Origin of the sequence: Streptomyces sp. NPDC001843, assembly GCF_042891955.1 — a bacterium.
Lineage (GTDB): Bacteria > Actinomycetota > Actinomycetes > Streptomycetales > Streptomycetaceae > Streptomyces.
In genome coordinates, this window is the sequence record NZ_JBIATQ010000009.1 from 220,782 (window position 1) to 235,949 (window position 15,168).

18 protein-coding genes and 1 pseudogene are annotated in these 15,168 nt (G+C 69.4%); 5 read left to right on the forward strand and 14 right to left on the reverse strand.

Annotation, left to right across the window (positions count from 1 at the left end; translation table 11 throughout):
* Positions 1–41 precede the first annotated feature (41 nt).
* From ACFYZQ_RS23580 to ACFYZQ_RS23605, 6 genes and pseudogenes are all read right to left on the reverse strand, one after another.
* Positions 42–722: an SMI1/KNR4 family protein gene (locus ACFYZQ_RS23580; protein ID WP_389150967.1), complete on the reverse strand. Its 681-nt coding sequence runs from the start codon at positions 720–722 to the stop codon at positions 42–44.
* A gap of 37 nt (positions 723–759) precedes the next feature.
* Positions 760–1,100 (reverse strand): annotated as a pseudogene (locus ACFYZQ_RS23585) (helix-turn-helix domain-containing protein); the annotation flags it as partial.
* 9 nt (positions 1,101–1,109) lie between these two features.
* A complete protein-coding gene (locus ACFYZQ_RS23590) occupies positions 1,110–2,126 on the reverse strand; it encodes a zinc-binding dehydrogenase (RefSeq protein WP_389150970.1) in 1,017 nt (338 codons plus the stop codon).
* A 46-nt stretch (positions 2,127–2,172) separates the two neighbouring features.
* Positions 2,173–2,541, reverse strand: a complete 369-nt coding sequence (locus ACFYZQ_RS23595; RefSeq protein WP_389150973.1) for a MerR family transcriptional regulator — start codon at positions 2,539–2,541, stop codon at positions 2,173–2,175.
* A gap of 65 nt (positions 2,542–2,606) precedes the next feature.
* On the reverse strand, positions 2,607–2,825 hold the full coding sequence (locus ACFYZQ_RS23600) for a hypothetical protein (RefSeq protein ID WP_389150975.1): 219 nt from the start codon (positions 2,823–2,825) through the stop codon (positions 2,607–2,609).
* Between the two features lie 73 nt (positions 2,826–2,898).
* Positions 2,899–3,543 carry a TetR/AcrR family transcriptional regulator gene (locus ACFYZQ_RS23605; RefSeq protein WP_389150978.1) on the reverse strand — a complete coding sequence of 215 codons (645 nt, stop codon included), beginning with the start codon at positions 3,541–3,543 and terminating at the stop codon, positions 2,899–2,901.
* Between the two features lie 125 nt (positions 3,544–3,668).
* On the opposite strand from ACFYZQ_RS23605, the gene ACFYZQ_RS23610 reads away from it, so the two are divergent.
* A complete protein-coding gene (locus tag ACFYZQ_RS23610) occupies positions 3,669–4,370 on the forward strand; it encodes a rhomboid family intramembrane serine protease (RefSeq protein WP_389150981.1) in 702 nt (233 codons plus the stop codon).
* A gap of 79 nt (positions 4,371–4,449) precedes the next feature.
* Here the strand turns inward: ACFYZQ_RS23610 and ACFYZQ_RS23615 are convergent, their stop codons facing one another.
* The gene (locus ACFYZQ_RS23615) at positions 4,450–4,905 is read right to left on the reverse strand and encodes a GNAT family N-acetyltransferase (RefSeq protein WP_389150984.1); all 456 of its coding nucleotides are present in this window, start codon (positions 4,903–4,905) and stop codon (positions 4,450–4,452) included.
* A gap of 229 nt (positions 4,906–5,134) precedes the next feature.
* Here ACFYZQ_RS23615 and ACFYZQ_RS23620 point away from each other — a divergent pair, with 229 nt between their 5' ends.
* Complete coding sequence (locus tag ACFYZQ_RS23620; protein WP_389150987.1) at positions 5,135–5,902, forward strand: LuxR C-terminal-related transcriptional regulator; 768 nt, start codon at positions 5,135–5,137, stop codon at positions 5,900–5,902.
* Here ACFYZQ_RS23620 and ACFYZQ_RS23625 read toward each other — a convergent pair.
* Entirely contained in the window at positions 5,861–6,358 is a 498-nt protein-coding gene (locus tag ACFYZQ_RS23625; protein ID WP_388802278.1) for a MarR family winged helix-turn-helix transcriptional regulator, read from the reverse strand. The two genes, ACFYZQ_RS23620 and ACFYZQ_RS23625, sit on opposite strands and share 42 nt — an antisense overlap.
* 89 nt (positions 6,359–6,447) lie before the next feature.
* On the opposite strand from ACFYZQ_RS23625, the gene ACFYZQ_RS23630 reads away from it, so the two are divergent.
* On the forward strand, positions 6,448–7,260 hold the full coding sequence (locus tag ACFYZQ_RS23630; protein WP_389150990.1) for a trans-aconitate 2-methyltransferase: 813 nt from the start codon (positions 6,448–6,450) through the stop codon (positions 7,258–7,260).
* Positions 7,261–7,262: 2 nt separating this feature from the next.
* Positions 7,263–7,673 carry a glyoxalase gene (locus tag ACFYZQ_RS23635; RefSeq protein ID WP_389151363.1) on the forward strand — a complete coding sequence of 137 codons (411 nt, stop codon included), beginning with the start codon at positions 7,263–7,265 and terminating at the stop codon, positions 7,671–7,673.
* Here the strand turns inward: ACFYZQ_RS23635 and ACFYZQ_RS23640 are convergent.
* The 3 genes from ACFYZQ_RS23640 to ACFYZQ_RS23650 all read right to left on the reverse strand — a co-directional run bounded on the left by ACFYZQ_RS23640 (position 7,645) and on the right by ACFYZQ_RS23650 (position 10,013).
* The gene (locus ACFYZQ_RS23640; RefSeq protein ID WP_389150993.1) at positions 7,645–8,247 is read right to left on the reverse strand and encodes a Uma2 family endonuclease; all 603 of its coding nucleotides are present in this window, start codon (positions 8,245–8,247) and stop codon (positions 7,645–7,647) included. The two genes, ACFYZQ_RS23635 and ACFYZQ_RS23640, sit on opposite strands and share 29 nt — an antisense overlap.
* Positions 8,248–8,331: 84 nt before the next feature.
* Positions 8,332–9,009: a TetR family transcriptional regulator gene (locus ACFYZQ_RS23645; RefSeq protein ID WP_389150996.1), complete on the reverse strand. Its 678-nt coding sequence runs from the start codon at positions 9,007–9,009 to the stop codon at positions 8,332–8,334.
* Positions 9,006–10,013, reverse strand: a complete 1,008-nt coding sequence (locus ACFYZQ_RS23650; protein ID WP_389150999.1) for an acyl-CoA desaturase — start codon at positions 10,011–10,013, stop codon at positions 9,006–9,008. The genes ACFYZQ_RS23645 and ACFYZQ_RS23650 overlap by 4 nt, the downstream gene beginning before the upstream one ends.
* Positions 10,014–10,325: 312 nt before the next feature.
* On the opposite strand from ACFYZQ_RS23650, the gene ppc reads away from it, so the two are divergent.
* Positions 10,326–13,058, forward strand: coding sequence for a phosphoenolpyruvate carboxylase (gene ppc / locus ACFYZQ_RS23655; protein ID WP_389151001.1), 2,733 nt, complete (start codon positions 10,326–10,328; stop codon positions 13,056–13,058).
* 73 nt (positions 13,059–13,131) lie between these two features.
* Here ppc and ACFYZQ_RS23660 read toward each other — a convergent pair whose 3' ends face one another.
* From ACFYZQ_RS23660 to ACFYZQ_RS23670, 3 genes are all read right to left on the reverse strand, one after another.
* Positions 13,132–13,680 carry a hypothetical protein gene (locus ACFYZQ_RS23660; protein ID WP_389151004.1) on the reverse strand — a complete coding sequence of 183 codons (549 nt, stop codon included), beginning with the start codon at positions 13,678–13,680 and terminating at the stop codon, positions 13,132–13,134.
* A gap of 42 nt (positions 13,681–13,722) precedes the next feature.
* Positions 13,723–14,325 (reverse strand): aminoacyl-tRNA hydrolase, encoded by a 603-nt coding sequence (gene pth, locus ACFYZQ_RS23665; protein ID WP_389151007.1) that lies wholly within the window; start codon positions 14,323–14,325, stop codon positions 13,723–13,725.
* Between the two features lie 75 nt (positions 14,326–14,400).
* A complete protein-coding gene (locus ACFYZQ_RS23670; protein WP_389151010.1) occupies positions 14,401–14,994 on the reverse strand; it encodes a 50S ribosomal protein L25/general stress protein Ctc in 594 nt (197 codons plus the stop codon).
* Positions 14,995–15,168 lie beyond the last annotated feature (174 nt).

Consider the following 15,168-nt stretch of genomic DNA (forward strand, 5'->3'; position numbering starts at 1 on the left):
GGCCGGTGCCGCTTTCCCCGCTCATGCACGGGCCAATGGGCCTATGGTGCCGACAGGGCTGTGCGCTCGGCCTTCTCCAGCCAGTCGGTGTACCAGCGGGCGAACGTCACCGGCGCACCGTCTTCGTCGAGCAACGGGGCGAGGTCGACATCGTCCACCCGGCAGTCGGACCAGACCGTGCCGCGGTGGCTGCCGCTGATGATCAGCCACTCCCTCTGGGCGCAACCCAGGTGGGATATCACGATCGCGCCGGCGGTGCGCTCCGGGGCGAACATGACGACCTCCCACCGCTCGTCCCATGTCTCCATGGCGTCGTCGAAGTCCTCGATGTCGTCGAAGTCCTCTTCCTCGGGGTGCTGTGCGAGAAGGTCGTCGACCAGTTTCTGGTCCGGGCCCTGGTCGGGAAACGGCTCGGCAAGCCTCGACAGGTCGGCCAGGTCCGCACCGTCGCCTTCCCAACGCCAGCGGCCCTGCACACGCCGCACCGGGAACAGTCCGTACGCGGGGCCGGCACCTCCCGCGCCGACGTGCAACAGGAAGGCCCGGTACTCCTCCGGCAGTCGCACGCCTGTCTGCGCCTCGAGTTCGGCGAGCTCGTCCTGGTTGAGCGGCTCCTCCAGGACCCACTTGTGCCCCAGCGCCCCGAACACCTTGCCGCCCCCAGGCCCCGACGCCACCGCCTCGACCCGCTGACGCACGCCCACCCACCACTGATCAGTCATGCGCAGACCGTACGCGCACCCACCGACACCTTTGCCATCCAGGGCTTCGCCACCCAGTGGGCCTCCGCCCCGGAGGCGATGACGGATGGACGCAAGCCGACATGTGGCCTGGATGGCGGACTGTGATCTTCCGTGGCGCCCGGTTCGTGTCACCGCCGGGGTCGATGAAGCGGCGCCGGTCGCGGTCGGTCGGCGTCGGGGTGTTGAGGAACGGTCCAGCAGTCCGCGTTCGCCGTGCTGGCGGTAACGGTTGACCCACTTCGACGCGCACGAGCGGGAGATGCCCATCTCCGTGGCGATGTGCGCGATAGGGCGGTGGCAACGCCGCACGAGACGCAGCCGTCCCTCGAACGACAGCGGGGCGTTTCGGTGAGTCACAACTGGTTCCTACCGCCACGGATCGAGAGCATGCTTGCCACGGGTCCGGCCCGCTTCGAGTTCCTGCAGCACGGCCGGTCCCTCCGCCAGGGGGTGGACCTCGGGCGTGCCGGGCACGTACACGCCGGCGGCGATGAGTGCGTCGAGCTCGGCGAGCAGTTCGCCATAGATGGACGGGGCCGCAGTCGCCAGCGCGCCGATGTGCAGGCCCTTGACCTGCACGGGATGAGTGAAAACCAGGTCGTGTGTGGTCAGGCCGGCGTCGCCGGATGCCGCACCGAACACGACGATGCGTCCGGTGAAGGATTTGGTGACGGCCAGGCTGACGTGGAACGTGGCTTGTCCTACGGACTCCAGGACCAGGTCCACGCCGCCGGTCAGGCGCGTGATCTCCGCGGCCAGATCGGGGCGGGTGCTGTCCAGGACCGCTTCGGCGCCGAGCGCTTTGACGGTGCCGTGTTTGGCCGGTGATGCCGTGGCGATCACGCGTGCGCCGTAGTGGTGGGCGAGGCGGACGGCGGCCTGGCCCACACCGCCGGCCGCGGCATGAATGAGCACCGCGTCACCCTTCTTCACCCCGCCCAGCGGCTTGAGTGCAGCCAACGCGGTCGCCCAGTTCAACACCAGTCCAAGAACTTCACTGTCCGTCCAGCCAGGTGGGACGGCAAGCACCTCCGCGGCCGGCATCGTCATGTACTGCGCGAAGGCGCCTGGTCCGGCTCCGACGACGTGGGCGCCGACCTCAAGTGGGTTGGCGACCCCCGGACCAACGGCGACGATCTCGCCGGCCGCTTCGAAGCCCGCCACGTAGGGCGCCTGTGGTCCTCCTGCGTAGGTTCCACGGGTCTGCATGACGTCCGCGAAGTTGACCCCGGCGGCACCGACTCGAATGAGATACTCGCCTGGGCCCGGGGTGGGGCAGGGATGGTCCGTCGTGAGGCTCTGGTCCTTCGGCCCGCGGTGCGAGTGCTGGATCAGGGCCCGCATCGTCTGCTCAGCGTTGTGGTGCTGCTCGTTGATCTCCATGCCGGGAACGTAGAAGTTTGACACAGGCGTCAAGGTCAAGCGGCGATCACGCGTCCGAGGGCTGGGCCTCTCGCAGGTAGGCGTCGAGTGCCGCCTGCTGAGCACTGAGATCGACGATGCGGGCAGCGAGCCGATCGCGATAGCTCTGGACCTCGTGAAGGAACTCTGCACACACCACGTCCGTGCCGACATCACCGGGGCCGTCCGTGAGGCGAGGCAGGACCTCCTTGATCAACCGCACAGGCAGTCCCGACTCCAGCAGCGAGCGGATGACGAGGACTCGGTCGATGGTCGACCTGCAGTAGTCGCGATACCCATTGCTGAAACGACCCGGGACTATCAAGCCCTCATCCTCGTAGTACCGCAACGATCTCGCACTCGCGCCGCTGGCCCTGGACGCTTCGCTGATCCTCATACCTAGAAGCAACGTCCGTGCGTTCCGCGAACTTCCAAGCGGCACCAACCTTTGTCCCGCAACAGCTAGGCCTTTGCGCAAGCGTCGTCGTCGACGCGGCGCACAGAGCCGTCGAAATTCTTGCGCCCGGACGGAAGGAGTGGTTCGCCGGAAGGCGTGTGGTCGTTGCCGAACTGGCCCCGGACGTCCTCGATGAACCACCGCAGCGTGCGATCGGCACCGTTGATCAGCAGCACCATCCGCTCGAGCGGGCCGGAGCGACGGGTGCCCTTGCCGTGGCACACGATCACTTCCCGTGCGGCGCGGGCATGACGAACGGTCAGCGGGCCCGGCTGTCCGGTCGAGCTTGTCCGACGTTCATCGTCCGCTTCCGAGGAGGCCGTGTGCCGTCAGGTCGAAGGCTGCCTGGGCCGCGGCGCGGGCTTCGGGGTGGATGGTGTCGGCGCTTTCGCCGGCCAGGAGGCGGCGCACGTTTTCCGCTGCCAGTTCTTCGCGAAGACTGATGAGTTGGGCTGCCTGGACGCGGGCGAGGACGTCCGGGTTGTCGTGCCGGCCGGGTTCGGCCAGTTCAGCGGCCAGGAGGGCGCGGTCGCGGGCGGTCAGGCGCAGGGCGCGGTCGGCCAGCGTGGGAGTTTCGTCCAGCAGTCGGCGGACGGCCAGCACGTGGGGGGCGTCGCACAGGCCGGTGGCGGCGTCGCGGGCATCCAGTCCGGCCAAGAAGGCGTGGCGCAGTGCTTCGACCGGGCTCTGGCCGGGCGGGCGTAGGCGGACGATGCGTGCGGCGTCGCCGATGTGGTCCTCGATGGGGCGCAGCGCGAGGTCTTCCTTGGTCGGGAAGTAGTTGTAGACCGTCATCCGTGACACCTCGACCGCCTCGGCGATCTGGGCGACGGTGACGTTGTCGAAGCCGTGCTTGAGAAACAGGCCGATGGCGGTCTCCCACAAGGACTGGGCGGTGCGCTGCTTCTGGCGCTGGCGAAGGCCTGCTGCTGGCTGCGTCATGACGCAATCGTACAACGTCAAATATTCATCAACGCCAAAACATTGACGCTGTACAAAAATATGGCTTACGGTCTGAGCCGCGGCCGAGAGCGCCGCTGACCGTGTCTTCAAAGAGAAGAGCACCCATGAACGTTCACGACCTGCCGCTGTACGCCTGCGCCGCTGCCGTGGTCGGCCCCGGCATCAAGGTGCTCAACGCCTCGCTCCCCGCCCCGGTCTCAGGGCAGGAGCCGCAGACCGGGGCGCGGGCCCTGCTGCGCGCCTGGCATCCGGCGGTGCCTGTGGTGGCGGGCGCCATGGTTGCGGTCATGGCGGCGTTAAATCTGGCGCAGACGGCCTGGCCGGGTCTGATCGGCCACCTTCAGCGGCAGCCCGGCGGTGCCTGGTGGCGGGCGGTCACGGCGCTGCTGGTGCAGTCCAGCGGCTGGATGCAGCTGCTGTTCAACCTGGCGGCGCTCATCGCGGTCGCGCCCGTCGCACAGCGTGTCCTCGGCCCGGCCTGGACCCTCGCGATCTACCTCGCCTCCGGGGTCGCCGCCCAGGCGGTGAGCATGGCGTCCTGGAGCCCGTACGGCGGAGGGAACTCGGTGGCCATCTGTGGCCTGATCGGCGCCCTCGCCGCGGCCTACGCCCTGCGCGGGCCGGACACATCGCTGCGCCGCATGGCGCTGCTCGTTCCGGCGGCCGGGCTGGTGCTCTGCGCGATGACCAACAACCACGGAGTGGGGCTACTGGCCGGATCCCTGCTCGGCGCCGGCCTGGCGGCCGCCGACCGCACCGGACGTCGCATCCACCTCCCCGTCCGCCCCGAAACGGCCGCTGCCTGACGCCTGCTCAAGGGATCGTCAACTGCTCGGTCCCATACGGGAGACGGGTCCAGGCCGAGCTGACCGCGACGCGGGCCGCTCACCCCAGCCGCTTCGTCAGCGTGTACTCCGTGATCCCCGGTGGATAGCCGGGGATCACGCACACCACATCGTAGCCCTGCCTGCGGTAGAAGTCCGGGGCCTGGAAGTCCCAGGTCTCCAGGCGGGCGTGGCGGCAGGCGTGGTCGGTATGGGCGATGCGTTCGGCGGTGGCGAGGAGGTGGGAGCCCAGGCCGGCGCCGCGGTGGCGGGCGTCGACCCACAGGTAGGTCACGTGCAGCCAGGTAGCCCAGGTGTGACCGACCAGCCCGCCCGCGAGACCCCCCGTCTCGTCCGACGCCCACACGTGCAGGGGACGTTCCCGTTCGCCCGGGGTGCCGCGCAGGGCGGCCAGGACGGGGGACGCGGCCGTGTTGGCGTCGCGCAGGCGGGAGCGGAGAAGATCGTGCCGGGCCTTGTCGACTTCCGCCTCAATACGAAACATGCGGCACACCATAAACGCGCCGGACGGTCAGTTCTGCAAATAGCCTTCCGCCGCCCGCCCCGGTCCGTACCCTGATGGCAGTACCGGTGGGGGCCGGTGCTGATCAGGGGGCGAGACACGCGGGTACGACGCCCGCGGTGGGGGTAGCAGTGTCCGCACGGCGGCGGCCGTGCGGTTGTGTTTCCGTCAGCCGTGGGGTCGTGCCCGCAAGGTCGTCGTTCCCGGACCAGTGGGGGTTTCAGTGGTTCGCATCCGAGTCCTGGTCGTCGACGACCACCGCATCTTCGCCGAGTCGCTCGCCGCCGCCCTGGCAGCCGAGCCCGACGTCGACGTCTCCGCCGCCGGCAGCGGTCCGGCCGCGCTGCGCTGCATGGAGCGGGCGGCCGGCGAGGGCCGCCGCTACGACGTGCTGCTCGTCGACGCCGACCTGGGCGGCCACGTGCCCGGCATACGTCCGGCCGCGCCGGTGCAGGAGGTGGGCGAGGAAGGCCTCGTCGACGGGATCTCCCTGGTCGCGGGCGTGCGCGCCGCGCAGCCCGGGGTACGGACCGTGGTCCTCGCCGAGAAGGACGACCCGCGCCGGGCAGCCCTCGCCCTGCAGGCGGGCGCCTCGGGCTGGGTCGCCAAGGACTGCTCGCTGTCCCGGCTGCTGAACGTCATCCGGGGTGTGCTGCGCGACGAGACGCATCTGCCGCCCGCCCTGCTCACCGGCGTGCTGCGGGAGCTGACCGCCGCGCGCAAGCACCGCACCGAGAGCGAGCGGCTGGTGGAGTCCCTCACCCCGCGCGAGCGCGAGGTGCTGCGCTGCATGGTCGCCGGCCTCGGCCGCAAGGCGGTCGCCGAGCGACTGTTCCTCTCCCCGCACACCGTGCGCACCCATATGCAGAACGTCCTCGGCAAACTGGGCGTCCACTCCACCCTCGCCGCGGTCGCCCTGGCCAGGCGGGCGGGCGTCGGCCCGGCGGACCTAGCCGGGGATGTTGTCGAACGGGGCGGTCAGCTGGCGTAGCAGGCCGGCCAGTTCGCTGCGCTGGGCGGTGGTCAGCTCCGCGAGGATCGCCCGCTCCTGGTCCAGCAGGCCGGCCAGCGCCTGGTCCGCGCGGTCGCGGCCCTCGGCCGTCAGCCGGACCAGCACGCCCCGTCGGTCGCTGGGATCGGGTAGCCGTTCCACCAGGCCCTTCTTGGCCAGCCGGTCGATGCGGTTGGTCATCGTGCCCGAGGTGACCAGGGTCTGGGTCAGCAACTGCCCCGGCGAGAGCTGGTACGGCGTCCCCGCCCGGCGGAGCGCGGTGAGCACGTCGAACTCCCAGGGCTCCAGCTGGTGCTCGGCGAAGGCCAGCCGGCGCGCCCGGTCCAGGTGCCGGGCCAGTCTGCTCACCCGGCTGAGCACCTCGAGCGGTTCCACGTCGAGGTCCGGGCGCTCCCGGCGCCACGCAGTGACCAGCCGATCGACCTCGTCCTCCATGACGATCAGTGTAGTGGTTGTGTCGATGTGAAGTCTCTTGATGTCGAGCTTCTTGACGTCAAGATGATTGGGCTGGGAAGGTAGAGCACATGACCACTCCCGCCTGGGATCCCGCCCAGTACCTCCGTCATGCCGGGCACCGCGCCCGCCCCTTCGCCGACCTCCTCGCCCGTGTCCCCGGCCTCCCCGGCGAGCAGCCCCGCATCGCCGACCTCGGCTGCGGCCCCGGCAACGTCACCGCGGTGCTCGCCGAGCGCTGGCCGACCGCGCGGATCACCGGGTACGACAACTCGCGCCCGATGCTCGACAAGGCCGAGGCCGAACACGCCGGGCCCACCCCGGGCGGTGGCCGCCTCGACTTCGCCTACGCCGACCTGCGGACCTGGACGCCGACGCGGACGTATGACCTGATCGTCTCCAACGCCGCGCTGCACTGGGTCCCCGGCCACCTGGACGCCTTCTCCGCCTGGCTCGACGGTCTCGCCCCCGGCGGTGCCTTCGCCTTCCAGATCCCCAACAACATCGACGCGCCCCTGCACGCCCTGATGCGCGAGCTCGCCGCCACCCCGCGCTGGAAAGCCCGCCTCGCCGACGTCCTGCGCGCCGAGGACTCCGTGCACGCACCCGGCGTCTACCTCGACCGGCTGGCCCGGCTCGGCTGCGCGACCGACGTGTGGGAGACGACGTACCAGCACGTCCTCACCGGCGAGGACCCCGTCCTCGACTGGGTCAAGGGCACCGGCCTGCGCCCCGCCCTGACCGTGCTGGCCGACGACCCGGAGGCCCGGGACGCGTTCGTCGCCGAGTACCGGGACCTGCTGCGCCAGGCGTACCCGAGTGCGCCGTACGGCACCGTGCTGCCGTTCCGCAGGCTGTTCGCGGTCGCCACGAAGGGGGCGTGAGCATGCTCGCCGCCGTGGACCACGTCCAGCTGGCCGCCCCGCCCGGCTCCGAGGACGTCCTGCGGTCGTACTACGTCGACGTCCTCGGCATGACGGAGATCCCCAAGCCGCCGGTGCTCGCCGCGCGTGGGGGCTGCTGGTTCCGGTCGGGGGCCGTTCAGCTGCACCTGGGGATCGAGGCGGCCCCCGCCGGAGGCGGAAAATGTCACTGCCGCCCCGCGAAGAAGGCCCACCCGGGGCTGCGGGTGAAGGGCATCGAGACGTACGCGGCCCGGCTTGTGGCGTTCGGAGCGCCGGTGACCTGGGACGACAACCTGCCCGGACACCGGCGCTTCTACTCCGTGGATCCAGTGGGGAATCGGCTGGAGTTCCTGGAGCCGCGGACTACGGCTTCCTCAGGGCGTCCAGGCTGATGTCGATGTCGATGTCGAAGGGAACAGTGACCTTGAGGCGCTCGTGGTACGTGCCAGTCGGCCCGTACGCCTTGGTCACCGGGTCGAACTCGTACGTGCGGACCACAGGCTGCTGATTCCCCTCGGCCATCTCGACCAGCCAGAAGTGCGGGATGCCGGCAGCCGCGTACTTCAGGGGCTTGGTGTCGTGGTCCCGGGCCTCGGAGTCCGGGGAGACCACCTCGACCGCGAGCACCAGGTCCGCCGCCTCGAACCGTGTCTGCTCGAGTCCGGTCACCGCTTCCGCGTGGACGACGCTGACGTCCGGTTCAGGGCCGTTGCGGCGGTTCAGGACCACGGTCATCTCCCGCTCGACGCTCAGGTGGTCCGGCAGAGTCGAGCGCAGCCCGCGCACCAGCAAGTCGATCATCAGCATGTGGAAACGTTGCCGCGGACTCACGAAGACCAAGCTCCCGTCGATCAACTCGGTGTGCGGCGGGAGGTCCGGCAGGGTGAACAGGTCGTCGACCGTGAAGCCCTCGGGGGGCGGCACAGGCAGGTGGATGCCGGGCTCGGTCATGGTGATTCCTCCCATGAGCGGGATTCGACGGCCTGGATGCCCACCGTAGCCGCCGGAACCGACAAAGGTCACCACAACGGGTGATCAAGCCGCGGCGCGTCACATCCTCCGGTGCCCGATCAACCGCGGCCGCTGCTCCAACCCGTCCAAGCCATGCCAAGCCAGATTCACCAGGTGGGCGGCCACCTCCGCCTTCTTCGGGCGGCGCACGTCCAGCCACCACTGGCCGGTCAGCGCGACCATCCCGACCAGCGCCTGCGCGTACAGCGGGGCCAGCTTGGGATCGAAGCCGCGGGACTTGAACTCGCGGCCCAGGATGTCCTCCACCTGGGTGGCGATGTCGGAGATCAGCGAGGCGAAGGAACCCGTCGACTGCGGGATGGGGGAGTCACGGACCAGGATGCGGAAACCGTCCGTGTACTCCTCGATGTAGTCCAGCAGCGCGAACGCGGCCTGCTCGCACAGTTCACGGGGGTGACCGGCGGTGAGCGAACCCGTCACCATGTCCAGCAGGCGCCCCATCTCGCGGTCCACCACCACCGCGTACAGGCCCTCCTTGCCGCCGAAGTGCTCGTACACCACCGGCTTGGACACCCCGGCCTTCGCCGCGATCTCCTCCACCGACGTGCCCTCGAAACCTTTCGCCGCGAACAGGGTGCGACCGATCTCCAGCAGCTGCTGGCGGCGCTCGGCACCGGTCATCCGGGTGCGACGCACTCGCCGCGGCTTGTCATTGCTCGGGGTGCTGCTGGAGTCGGTCGCCACGGCGTCAATCATGCCGCCTCGGCGGTCTCCTTCCGGCGCCGGGAGTCGCCTTCCCCGGTGTTACGGCGCGAATCGATACGCGAGCGTGACGGCCAGCGCACGTCGTACGCCCATCCGAGCTTCTCGAACCAGCGGATGAACCGCGCCGACGAGTCCAGCTGGCCCCGCTCCACCCCGTGCCGTGCCGCGGTCGGGTCGGCGTGGTGCAGGTTGTGCCAGGACTCCCCGCAGGACAGGACCGCCAGCCACCACACGTTGCCGGAACGGTCCCGGGACTTGAAGGGACGCTTGCCGACCGCGTGACAGATCGAGTTGATCGACCACGTCACATGGTGCAGCAGAGCCACCCGCACGAGTGAACCCCAGAAGAAGCCGGTGAACGCGCCCCACCACGACATCGTGACCAGCCCGCCGATCACCGCCGGCAGCGCCAGCGACACCAACGTCCACAGCACGAACTGCCGCGAGATCGCCCGGATCGCCGGGTCCTTGATCAGGTCCGGAGCGTACTTGTCCTGCGGAGTCTGCTCCTCATCGAACATCCAGGCGATATGCGCCCACCACAGGCCCTTGATCAACGCCGGAACGGTCTCCCCGAACCGCCACGGCGAATGCGGGTCCCCCTCCGCGTCGGAGAACTTGTGGTGCTTGCGGTGATCGGCCACCCAGCGCACCAGAGGCCCCTCCACCGCCAGCGAACCCATGATCGCCAAAGCGATCCGCAACGGCCGCTTCGCCTTGAACGAACCATGCGTGAAGTACCGGTGGAAACCGATCGTGATCCCGTGGCAGCCCAGGAAGTAGAAGAACACCAGCAGACCGAGGTCCAGCCAGCTCACCCCCCACCCCCACGCCAGCGGCACCGCCGCCAGCAGCGCCAGGAACGGAACGGTGATGAACAACAGCAGCGTGATCTGCTCGATCGAACGCTTCTGCTCCCCGCCCAGCGTGGCCGAGGGCGTCGGGGTACCGGTCGACTGTGAGGCGTCTTCCATCACATCGGAGCTTGAGGTCATGCGCGTCCCCTGGGGGGTCGAGGGTTGAGAAAGGTGCCAGGCGGCAGGAGCCGGAAGGGACTTGCACAACGCCTCCCTACGGTTCCGTAACCTACGGCGTCGTAAGTATGGCAGCGTGCCGACAGGCGGCAAGAGCCCGACGGCCTGCGCGTCCGCGTGGACACCTATCCTTGGTCTCGGTCGGACAGCGCGGTCCGCTCTGTTTTCTTCCCGGAAGCCCGGCCCGTATGCGGCGCCGCGCCGCGCGGCACACGGTCCCGGACCGACGGGTCCCCTCCCAGACGAGCTTCAACACTGCAAGGAGCCGCACCTGTGAGCAGTGCCGACGACCAGACCACCACGACCAGCAGCGAGCTGCGCGCCGACATCCGGCGACTGGGTGACCTCCTCGGCGAGACCCTCGTCCGGCAGGAAGGCCCCGAACTGCTCGAGCTCGTCGAGAAGGTCCGCCGACTGACCCGCGAGGACGGCGAAGCCGCCGCCGAGCTGCTGCGCGGCACCGAACTCGAGACCGCGGCCAAGCTGGTCCGCGCCTTCTCCACCTACTTCCACCTCGCCAACGTCACCGAACAGGTGCACCGCGGCCGCGAACTGCGGGCCCGCCGCGCCGCCGAGGGCGGCCTCCTCGCCCGCACCGCCGACCGCCTCAAGGACGCCGACCCCCAGCACGTCACCGAGACGGTCCGCAACCTCAACGTCCGCCCCGTCTTCACCGCACACCCCACGGAAGCCGCACGCCGGTCGGTACTCAACAAGCTCCGGCGCGTAGCCGCGCTCCTGGAGACCCCCGTCATCGACTCCGACCGCCGCCGCCACGACACCCGGCTGGCCGAGAACATCGACCTCGTCTGGCAGACCGACGAACTCCGCGTCGTCCGCCCCGAACCCGCCGACGAGGCCCGCAACGCCATCTACTACCTCGACGAACTCCACGCCGGCGCCGTCGGCGACGTCCTCGAGGACCTCACCGCCGAGCTGGAACGCGTCGGCGTCAAGCTCCCCGACGACACCCGCCCCCTCACCTTCGGCACCTGGATCGGCGGCGACCGCGACGGCAACCCCAACGTCACCCCCCAGGTGACCTGGGACGTCCTCATCCTCCAGCACGAACACGGCATCAACGACGCCCTGGAGACCATCGACGAACTCCGCGGCCTGCTGTCCAACTCCATCCGCTACACCGGCGCCACCGAGGAACTCCTCGAATCCCTCCAGACCGACCTCGAACGCCTGCCCGAGATCAGCCCCCGCTACAAGCGCCTCAACGCCGAAGAGCCCTACCGGCTCAAGGCCACCTGCATCCGGCAGAAGCTCGAAAACACCAAGCAGCGCCTCGCCAAGGGCACCCCCCACGAAGAAGGCCGCGACTACCTCGGCACCAGCGAACTGCTGCAGGACCTGCGGATCATCCAGACCTCCCTGCGCGCACACCGCGGCGGCCTCTTCGCCGACGGCCGCCTCGCCCGCACCATCCGCACCCTCGCCGCCTTCGGCCTCCAGCTCGCCACCATGGACGTCCGCGAACACGCCGACGCCCACCACCACGCCCTCGGCCAGCTCTTCGACCGCCTCGGCGAGGAATCCTGGCGCTACGCCGACATGCCCCGCGACTACCGGGCCAAGCTCCTCGCCAAGGAACTCCGCTCCAGAAGGCCCCTCGCACCCACCCCGGCCCCCGTCGACGCCGCCGGACAGAAGACCCTCGGCGTCTTCCAGACCGTCAAGAAGGCCCTCGAAGTCTTCGGCCCCGAAGTCATCGAGTCCTACATCATCTCCATGTGCCAGGGCGCCGACGACGTCTTCGCCGCCGCCGTCCTCGCCCGCGAAGCCGGCCTCCTCGACCTCCACGCCGGCTGGGCCAAGATCGGCATCGTCCCCCTCCTGGAAACCACCGACGAGCTCAAGGCCGCCGACACCATCCTCGAGGACATGCTCTCCGACCCCTCCTACCGACGCCTCGTCGCCCTCCGCGGCGACGTCCAGGAGGTCATGCTCGGCTACAGCGACTCCTCCAAGTTCGGCGGCATCACCACCAGCCAGTGGGAGATCCACCGCGCCCAGCGCCGCCTCCGCGACGTCGCCCACCGCTACGGCGTCCGCCTCCGCCTCTTCCACGGCCGCGGCGGCACCGTCGGCCGCGGCGGCGGCCCCAGCCACGACGCCATTCTCGCCCAGCCCTGGGGCACCCTCGAAGGCGAGATCAAGGTCACCGAACAGGGCGAGGTCATCTCCGACAAGTACCTCATCCCCTCCCTCGCCCGGGAGAACCTGGAACTGACGGTCGCCGCCACCCTGCAGGCCTCCGCCCTGCACACCGCCCCCCGCCAGTCCGACGAAGCCCTCGCCCGCTGGGACGCCGCCATGGACGTCGTCTCCGACGCCGCCCACGCCGCCTACCGCAACCTCGTCGAGGACCCGGACCTGCCGACGTACTTCCTCGCGTCGACACCCGTGGACCAGCTCGCCGACCTCCACCTCGGCTCCCGGCCCTCCCGCCGCCCCGGCTCCGGCGTCTCGCTCGACGGCCTGCGCGCCATCCCCTGGGTCTTCGGCTGGACCCAGTCCCGCCAGATCGTCCCCGGCTGGTTCGGCGTCGGCTCCGGCCTCAAGGCACTACGCGCCGCCGGACTCGACACCGTGCTCACCGAGATGCACGAACAATGGCACTTCTTCCGCAACTTCATCTCCAACGTCGAGATGACCCTCGCCAAGACCGACCTGCGCATCGCCCAGCACTACGTCGACACCCTCGTCCCCGACGAGCTCCGCCACGTCTTCGACACCATCAAGGCCGAACACGAACTCACCGTCACCGAAGTCCTCAAGGTCACCGGCGAGAAGGAACTGCTCGACGCCACCCCCGTCCTCAAGCAGACCTTCGCCATCCGCGACGCCTACCTCGACCCCATCTCCTACCTCCAGGTCACCCTCCTCAAGCGCCAGCGCGACGCCGCGAACGCCGGCGAGGAACCCGACCCGCTGCTCTCCCGCGCCCTCCTGCTGACCGTCAACGGCGTGGCAGCAGGCCTGCGCAACACCGGCTGACCCACACACACGCACACGACATGAAGGTGCCCCCGGATCCACACGGATCCGGGGGCACCCTCACGCCATACGCTCACACAGCCACGAAAGCCGCCGTCAGCAACGCGACCCCCGACCCCGCCAGCACCCACGCCACCCGCGTCCGCCGCAGACCACCGGCCACCACCACCGACGCCAGCAACAGCGCACCACCCAGCGGCGCCCACGCATACAGAACCCCCGCCGGACCCGAACGCACCACCTGATCCGAATTCGGCTTCACCACGACCGAATACGTACCACCCCGGTGCACCGCCACCGTCTGCGCGATCACCACCCGCTTCCGCGCCGTCGAACCCGACGACACCGGCCGGTACGACCCCGTACACGTCCGATCACCACACGACACCACCGTGATCGTGCCGTGCTCCCGCCCCTTCGTCAGCATCACATGCTGCGCCGTACCCCACGACGCCCACACACCCGCGATCAGGATCAGCGCCGCGACCGCACCCATCACCGCGACACGGCCGAACCGGAGCGCGACCGACGAAGCCTGACGGGAACGGGCGGCGGAGCCCCGACGGGAGCGGGCGGCGGACACCTGACGAGAGCGGGCGGTGGCAGGCATGGCCGGGATCATTCGCCATACCGCGACGACCGGTCAACCCGCCTGGGCGACAAGTCAGGAGTTGTACGTACCCTGAGCCCGCTCCAGCCCCTCGATCACCAGACACTCCACCGCGTCCGCCGCCCGGTCCACGAAGTAGTCCAGCTCCTTGCGCTCCCCCGACGAGAAGTCCTTCAGCACGAAATCCGCCACCTGCATCCGCCCCGGCGGCCGGCCGATCCCGAACCGCACCCGGTGATACTCCGCGCCCATCGCCTTCGTCATCGACTTCAGACCGTTGTGCCCGTTGTCCCCGCCACCCAGCTTCAGCCGCAGCGTCCCGTAGTCGATGTCCAACTCGTCGTGCACCGCCACGATGTTCGCCACCGGCACCTTGTAGAAGTCCCGCAACGCGTTCACCGGACCACCCGACAGATTCATGTACGACATCGGCTTGGCCAGGACCACCCGGCGGTTGTTCGGCCCCGGCGGACCGATCCGCCCCTCCACCACCTGCGCCTGCGCCTTCGAAGCCCGCTTGAACCTCCCCCCGACCCGCTCGGCCAGCAGATCGGCCACCATGAAACCCACGTTGTGCCGGTTCATCGCATACTCGGGCCCCGGATTCCCGAGCCCCACGACGAGCCACGGGGCATTGGCGGGAGTGCTCACGTCCATGTCTCCTTGATACACGCGCCAGCCGCCGTCCCCGAACGGGAACAGCGGCTGACGAACGGTGATGAGAAGCGAGGATCAGGCCTCGGCGACCTCTTCGCCCTCGGTCTCCTCGCCCGTGGACTCCTCGGCCTGCGCGGCCAGGACCTGCAGGACGACCGCGTCCTCCTCGACGGCCAGGCTCACGCCGTTCGGCAGCGTGATGTCCTTGGCGTGGATCGAGGCACCGGCCTCCAGACCCTCGACGGAAACCGTCACGCTCTCCGGGATGTGCGTGGCCTCGGCCTCGACCGGCAGCGCGTTCAGGACGTGCTCCAGCAGGTTGCCACCCGGGGCCAGCTCGCCCTCGGTGTGCACCGGAATGTCGACCGTGACCTTCTCGCCACGCTTGACCAGCAGCAGGTCCACGTGCTCCAGAAAGCCCTTGATCGGGTCACGCTGAACCGACTTCGGGATCGCCAGCTCGTTGGTCTTGCCGTCGATGTCCAGAGAGATCAGGACGTTCGGCGTACGCAGCGCCAGCAGCAGCTCGTGGCCCGGGAGGGTCAGGTGCAGCGGGTCGGCACCGTGGCCGTACAGCACACCGGGAACCTTGTTGTCGCGGCGGATACGACGGGCGGCACCCTTGCCGAACTCGCTGCGCGTCTCGGCGCTGAGCTTCACCTCGGACATGTTCACTCCTCGTAGAACTAGAGAACGGACGTGGTCACCCGGCCACGAACGGCCTGCTACGAAGAGCGCGTCGATAACGGACAGCCGAACATCCGCCGAAACGGAAACGGCCTCCCTCGCCGAGCAACTCGCACAGTCTACTCGGAGAGGGAGGCCGTCCCCAAAAGGATCTAC

What these genes read in the sequence shown, in the direction of transcription:
- ACFYZQ_RS23580 (WP_389150967.1), bottom strand. Translation starts at nt 722, where the DNA reads ATGACTGATCAGTGGTGGGTGGGCGTGCGTCAGCGGGTCGAGGCGGTG.
- ACFYZQ_RS23590 (WP_389150970.1), bottom strand. Translation starts at nt 2,126, where the DNA reads ATGGAGATCAACGAGCAGCACCACAACGCTGAGCAGACGATGCGGGCC.
- ACFYZQ_RS23595 (WP_389150973.1), bottom strand. Translation starts at nt 2,541, where the DNA reads ATGAGGATCAGCGAAGCGTCCAGGGCCAGCGGCGCGAGTGCGAGATCG.
- ACFYZQ_RS23605 (WP_389150978.1), bottom strand. Translation starts at nt 3,543, where the DNA reads ATGACGCAGCCAGCAGCAGGCCTTCGCCAGCGCCAGAAGCAGCGCACC.
- ACFYZQ_RS23610 (WP_389150981.1), top strand. Translation starts at nt 3,669, where the DNA reads ATGAACGTTCACGACCTGCCGCTGTACGCCTGCGCCGCTGCCGTGGTC.
- ACFYZQ_RS23615 (WP_389150984.1), bottom strand. Translation starts at nt 4,905, where the DNA reads ATGGTGTGCCGCATGTTTCGTATTGAGGCGGAAGTCGACAAGGCCCGG.
- ACFYZQ_RS23625 (WP_388802278.1), bottom strand. Translation starts at nt 6,358, where the DNA reads ATGGAGGACGAGGTCGATCGGCTGGTCACTGCGTGGCGCCGGGAGCGC.
- ACFYZQ_RS23630 (WP_389150990.1), top strand. Translation starts at nt 6,448, where the DNA reads ATGACCACTCCCGCCTGGGATCCCGCCCAGTACCTCCGTCATGCCGGG.
- ACFYZQ_RS23635 (WP_389151363.1), top strand. Translation starts at nt 7,263, where the DNA reads ATGCTCGCCGCCGTGGACCACGTCCAGCTGGCCGCCCCGCCCGGCTCC.
- ACFYZQ_RS23640 (WP_389150993.1), bottom strand. Translation starts at nt 8,247, where the DNA reads ATGGGAGGAATCACCATGACCGAGCCCGGCATCCACCTGCCTGTGCCG.
- ACFYZQ_RS23645 (WP_389150996.1), bottom strand. Translation starts at nt 9,009, where the DNA reads ATGATTGACGCCGTGGCGACCGACTCCAGCAGCACCCCGAGCAATGAC.
- ACFYZQ_RS23650 (WP_389150999.1), bottom strand. Translation starts at nt 10,013, where the DNA reads ATGACCTCAAGCTCCGATGTGATGGAAGACGCCTCACAGTCGACCGGT.
- ACFYZQ_RS23660 (WP_389151004.1), bottom strand. Translation starts at nt 13,680, where the DNA reads ATGATCCCGGCCATGCCTGCCACCGCCCGCTCTCGTCAGGTGTCCGCC.
- pth (WP_389151007.1), bottom strand. Translation starts at nt 14,325, where the DNA reads ATGGACGTGAGCACTCCCGCCAATGCCCCGTGGCTCGTCGTGGGGCTC.
- ACFYZQ_RS23670 (WP_389151010.1), bottom strand. Translation starts at nt 14,994, where the DNA reads ATGTCCGAGGTGAAGCTCAGCGCCGAGACGCGCAGCGAGTTCGGCAAG.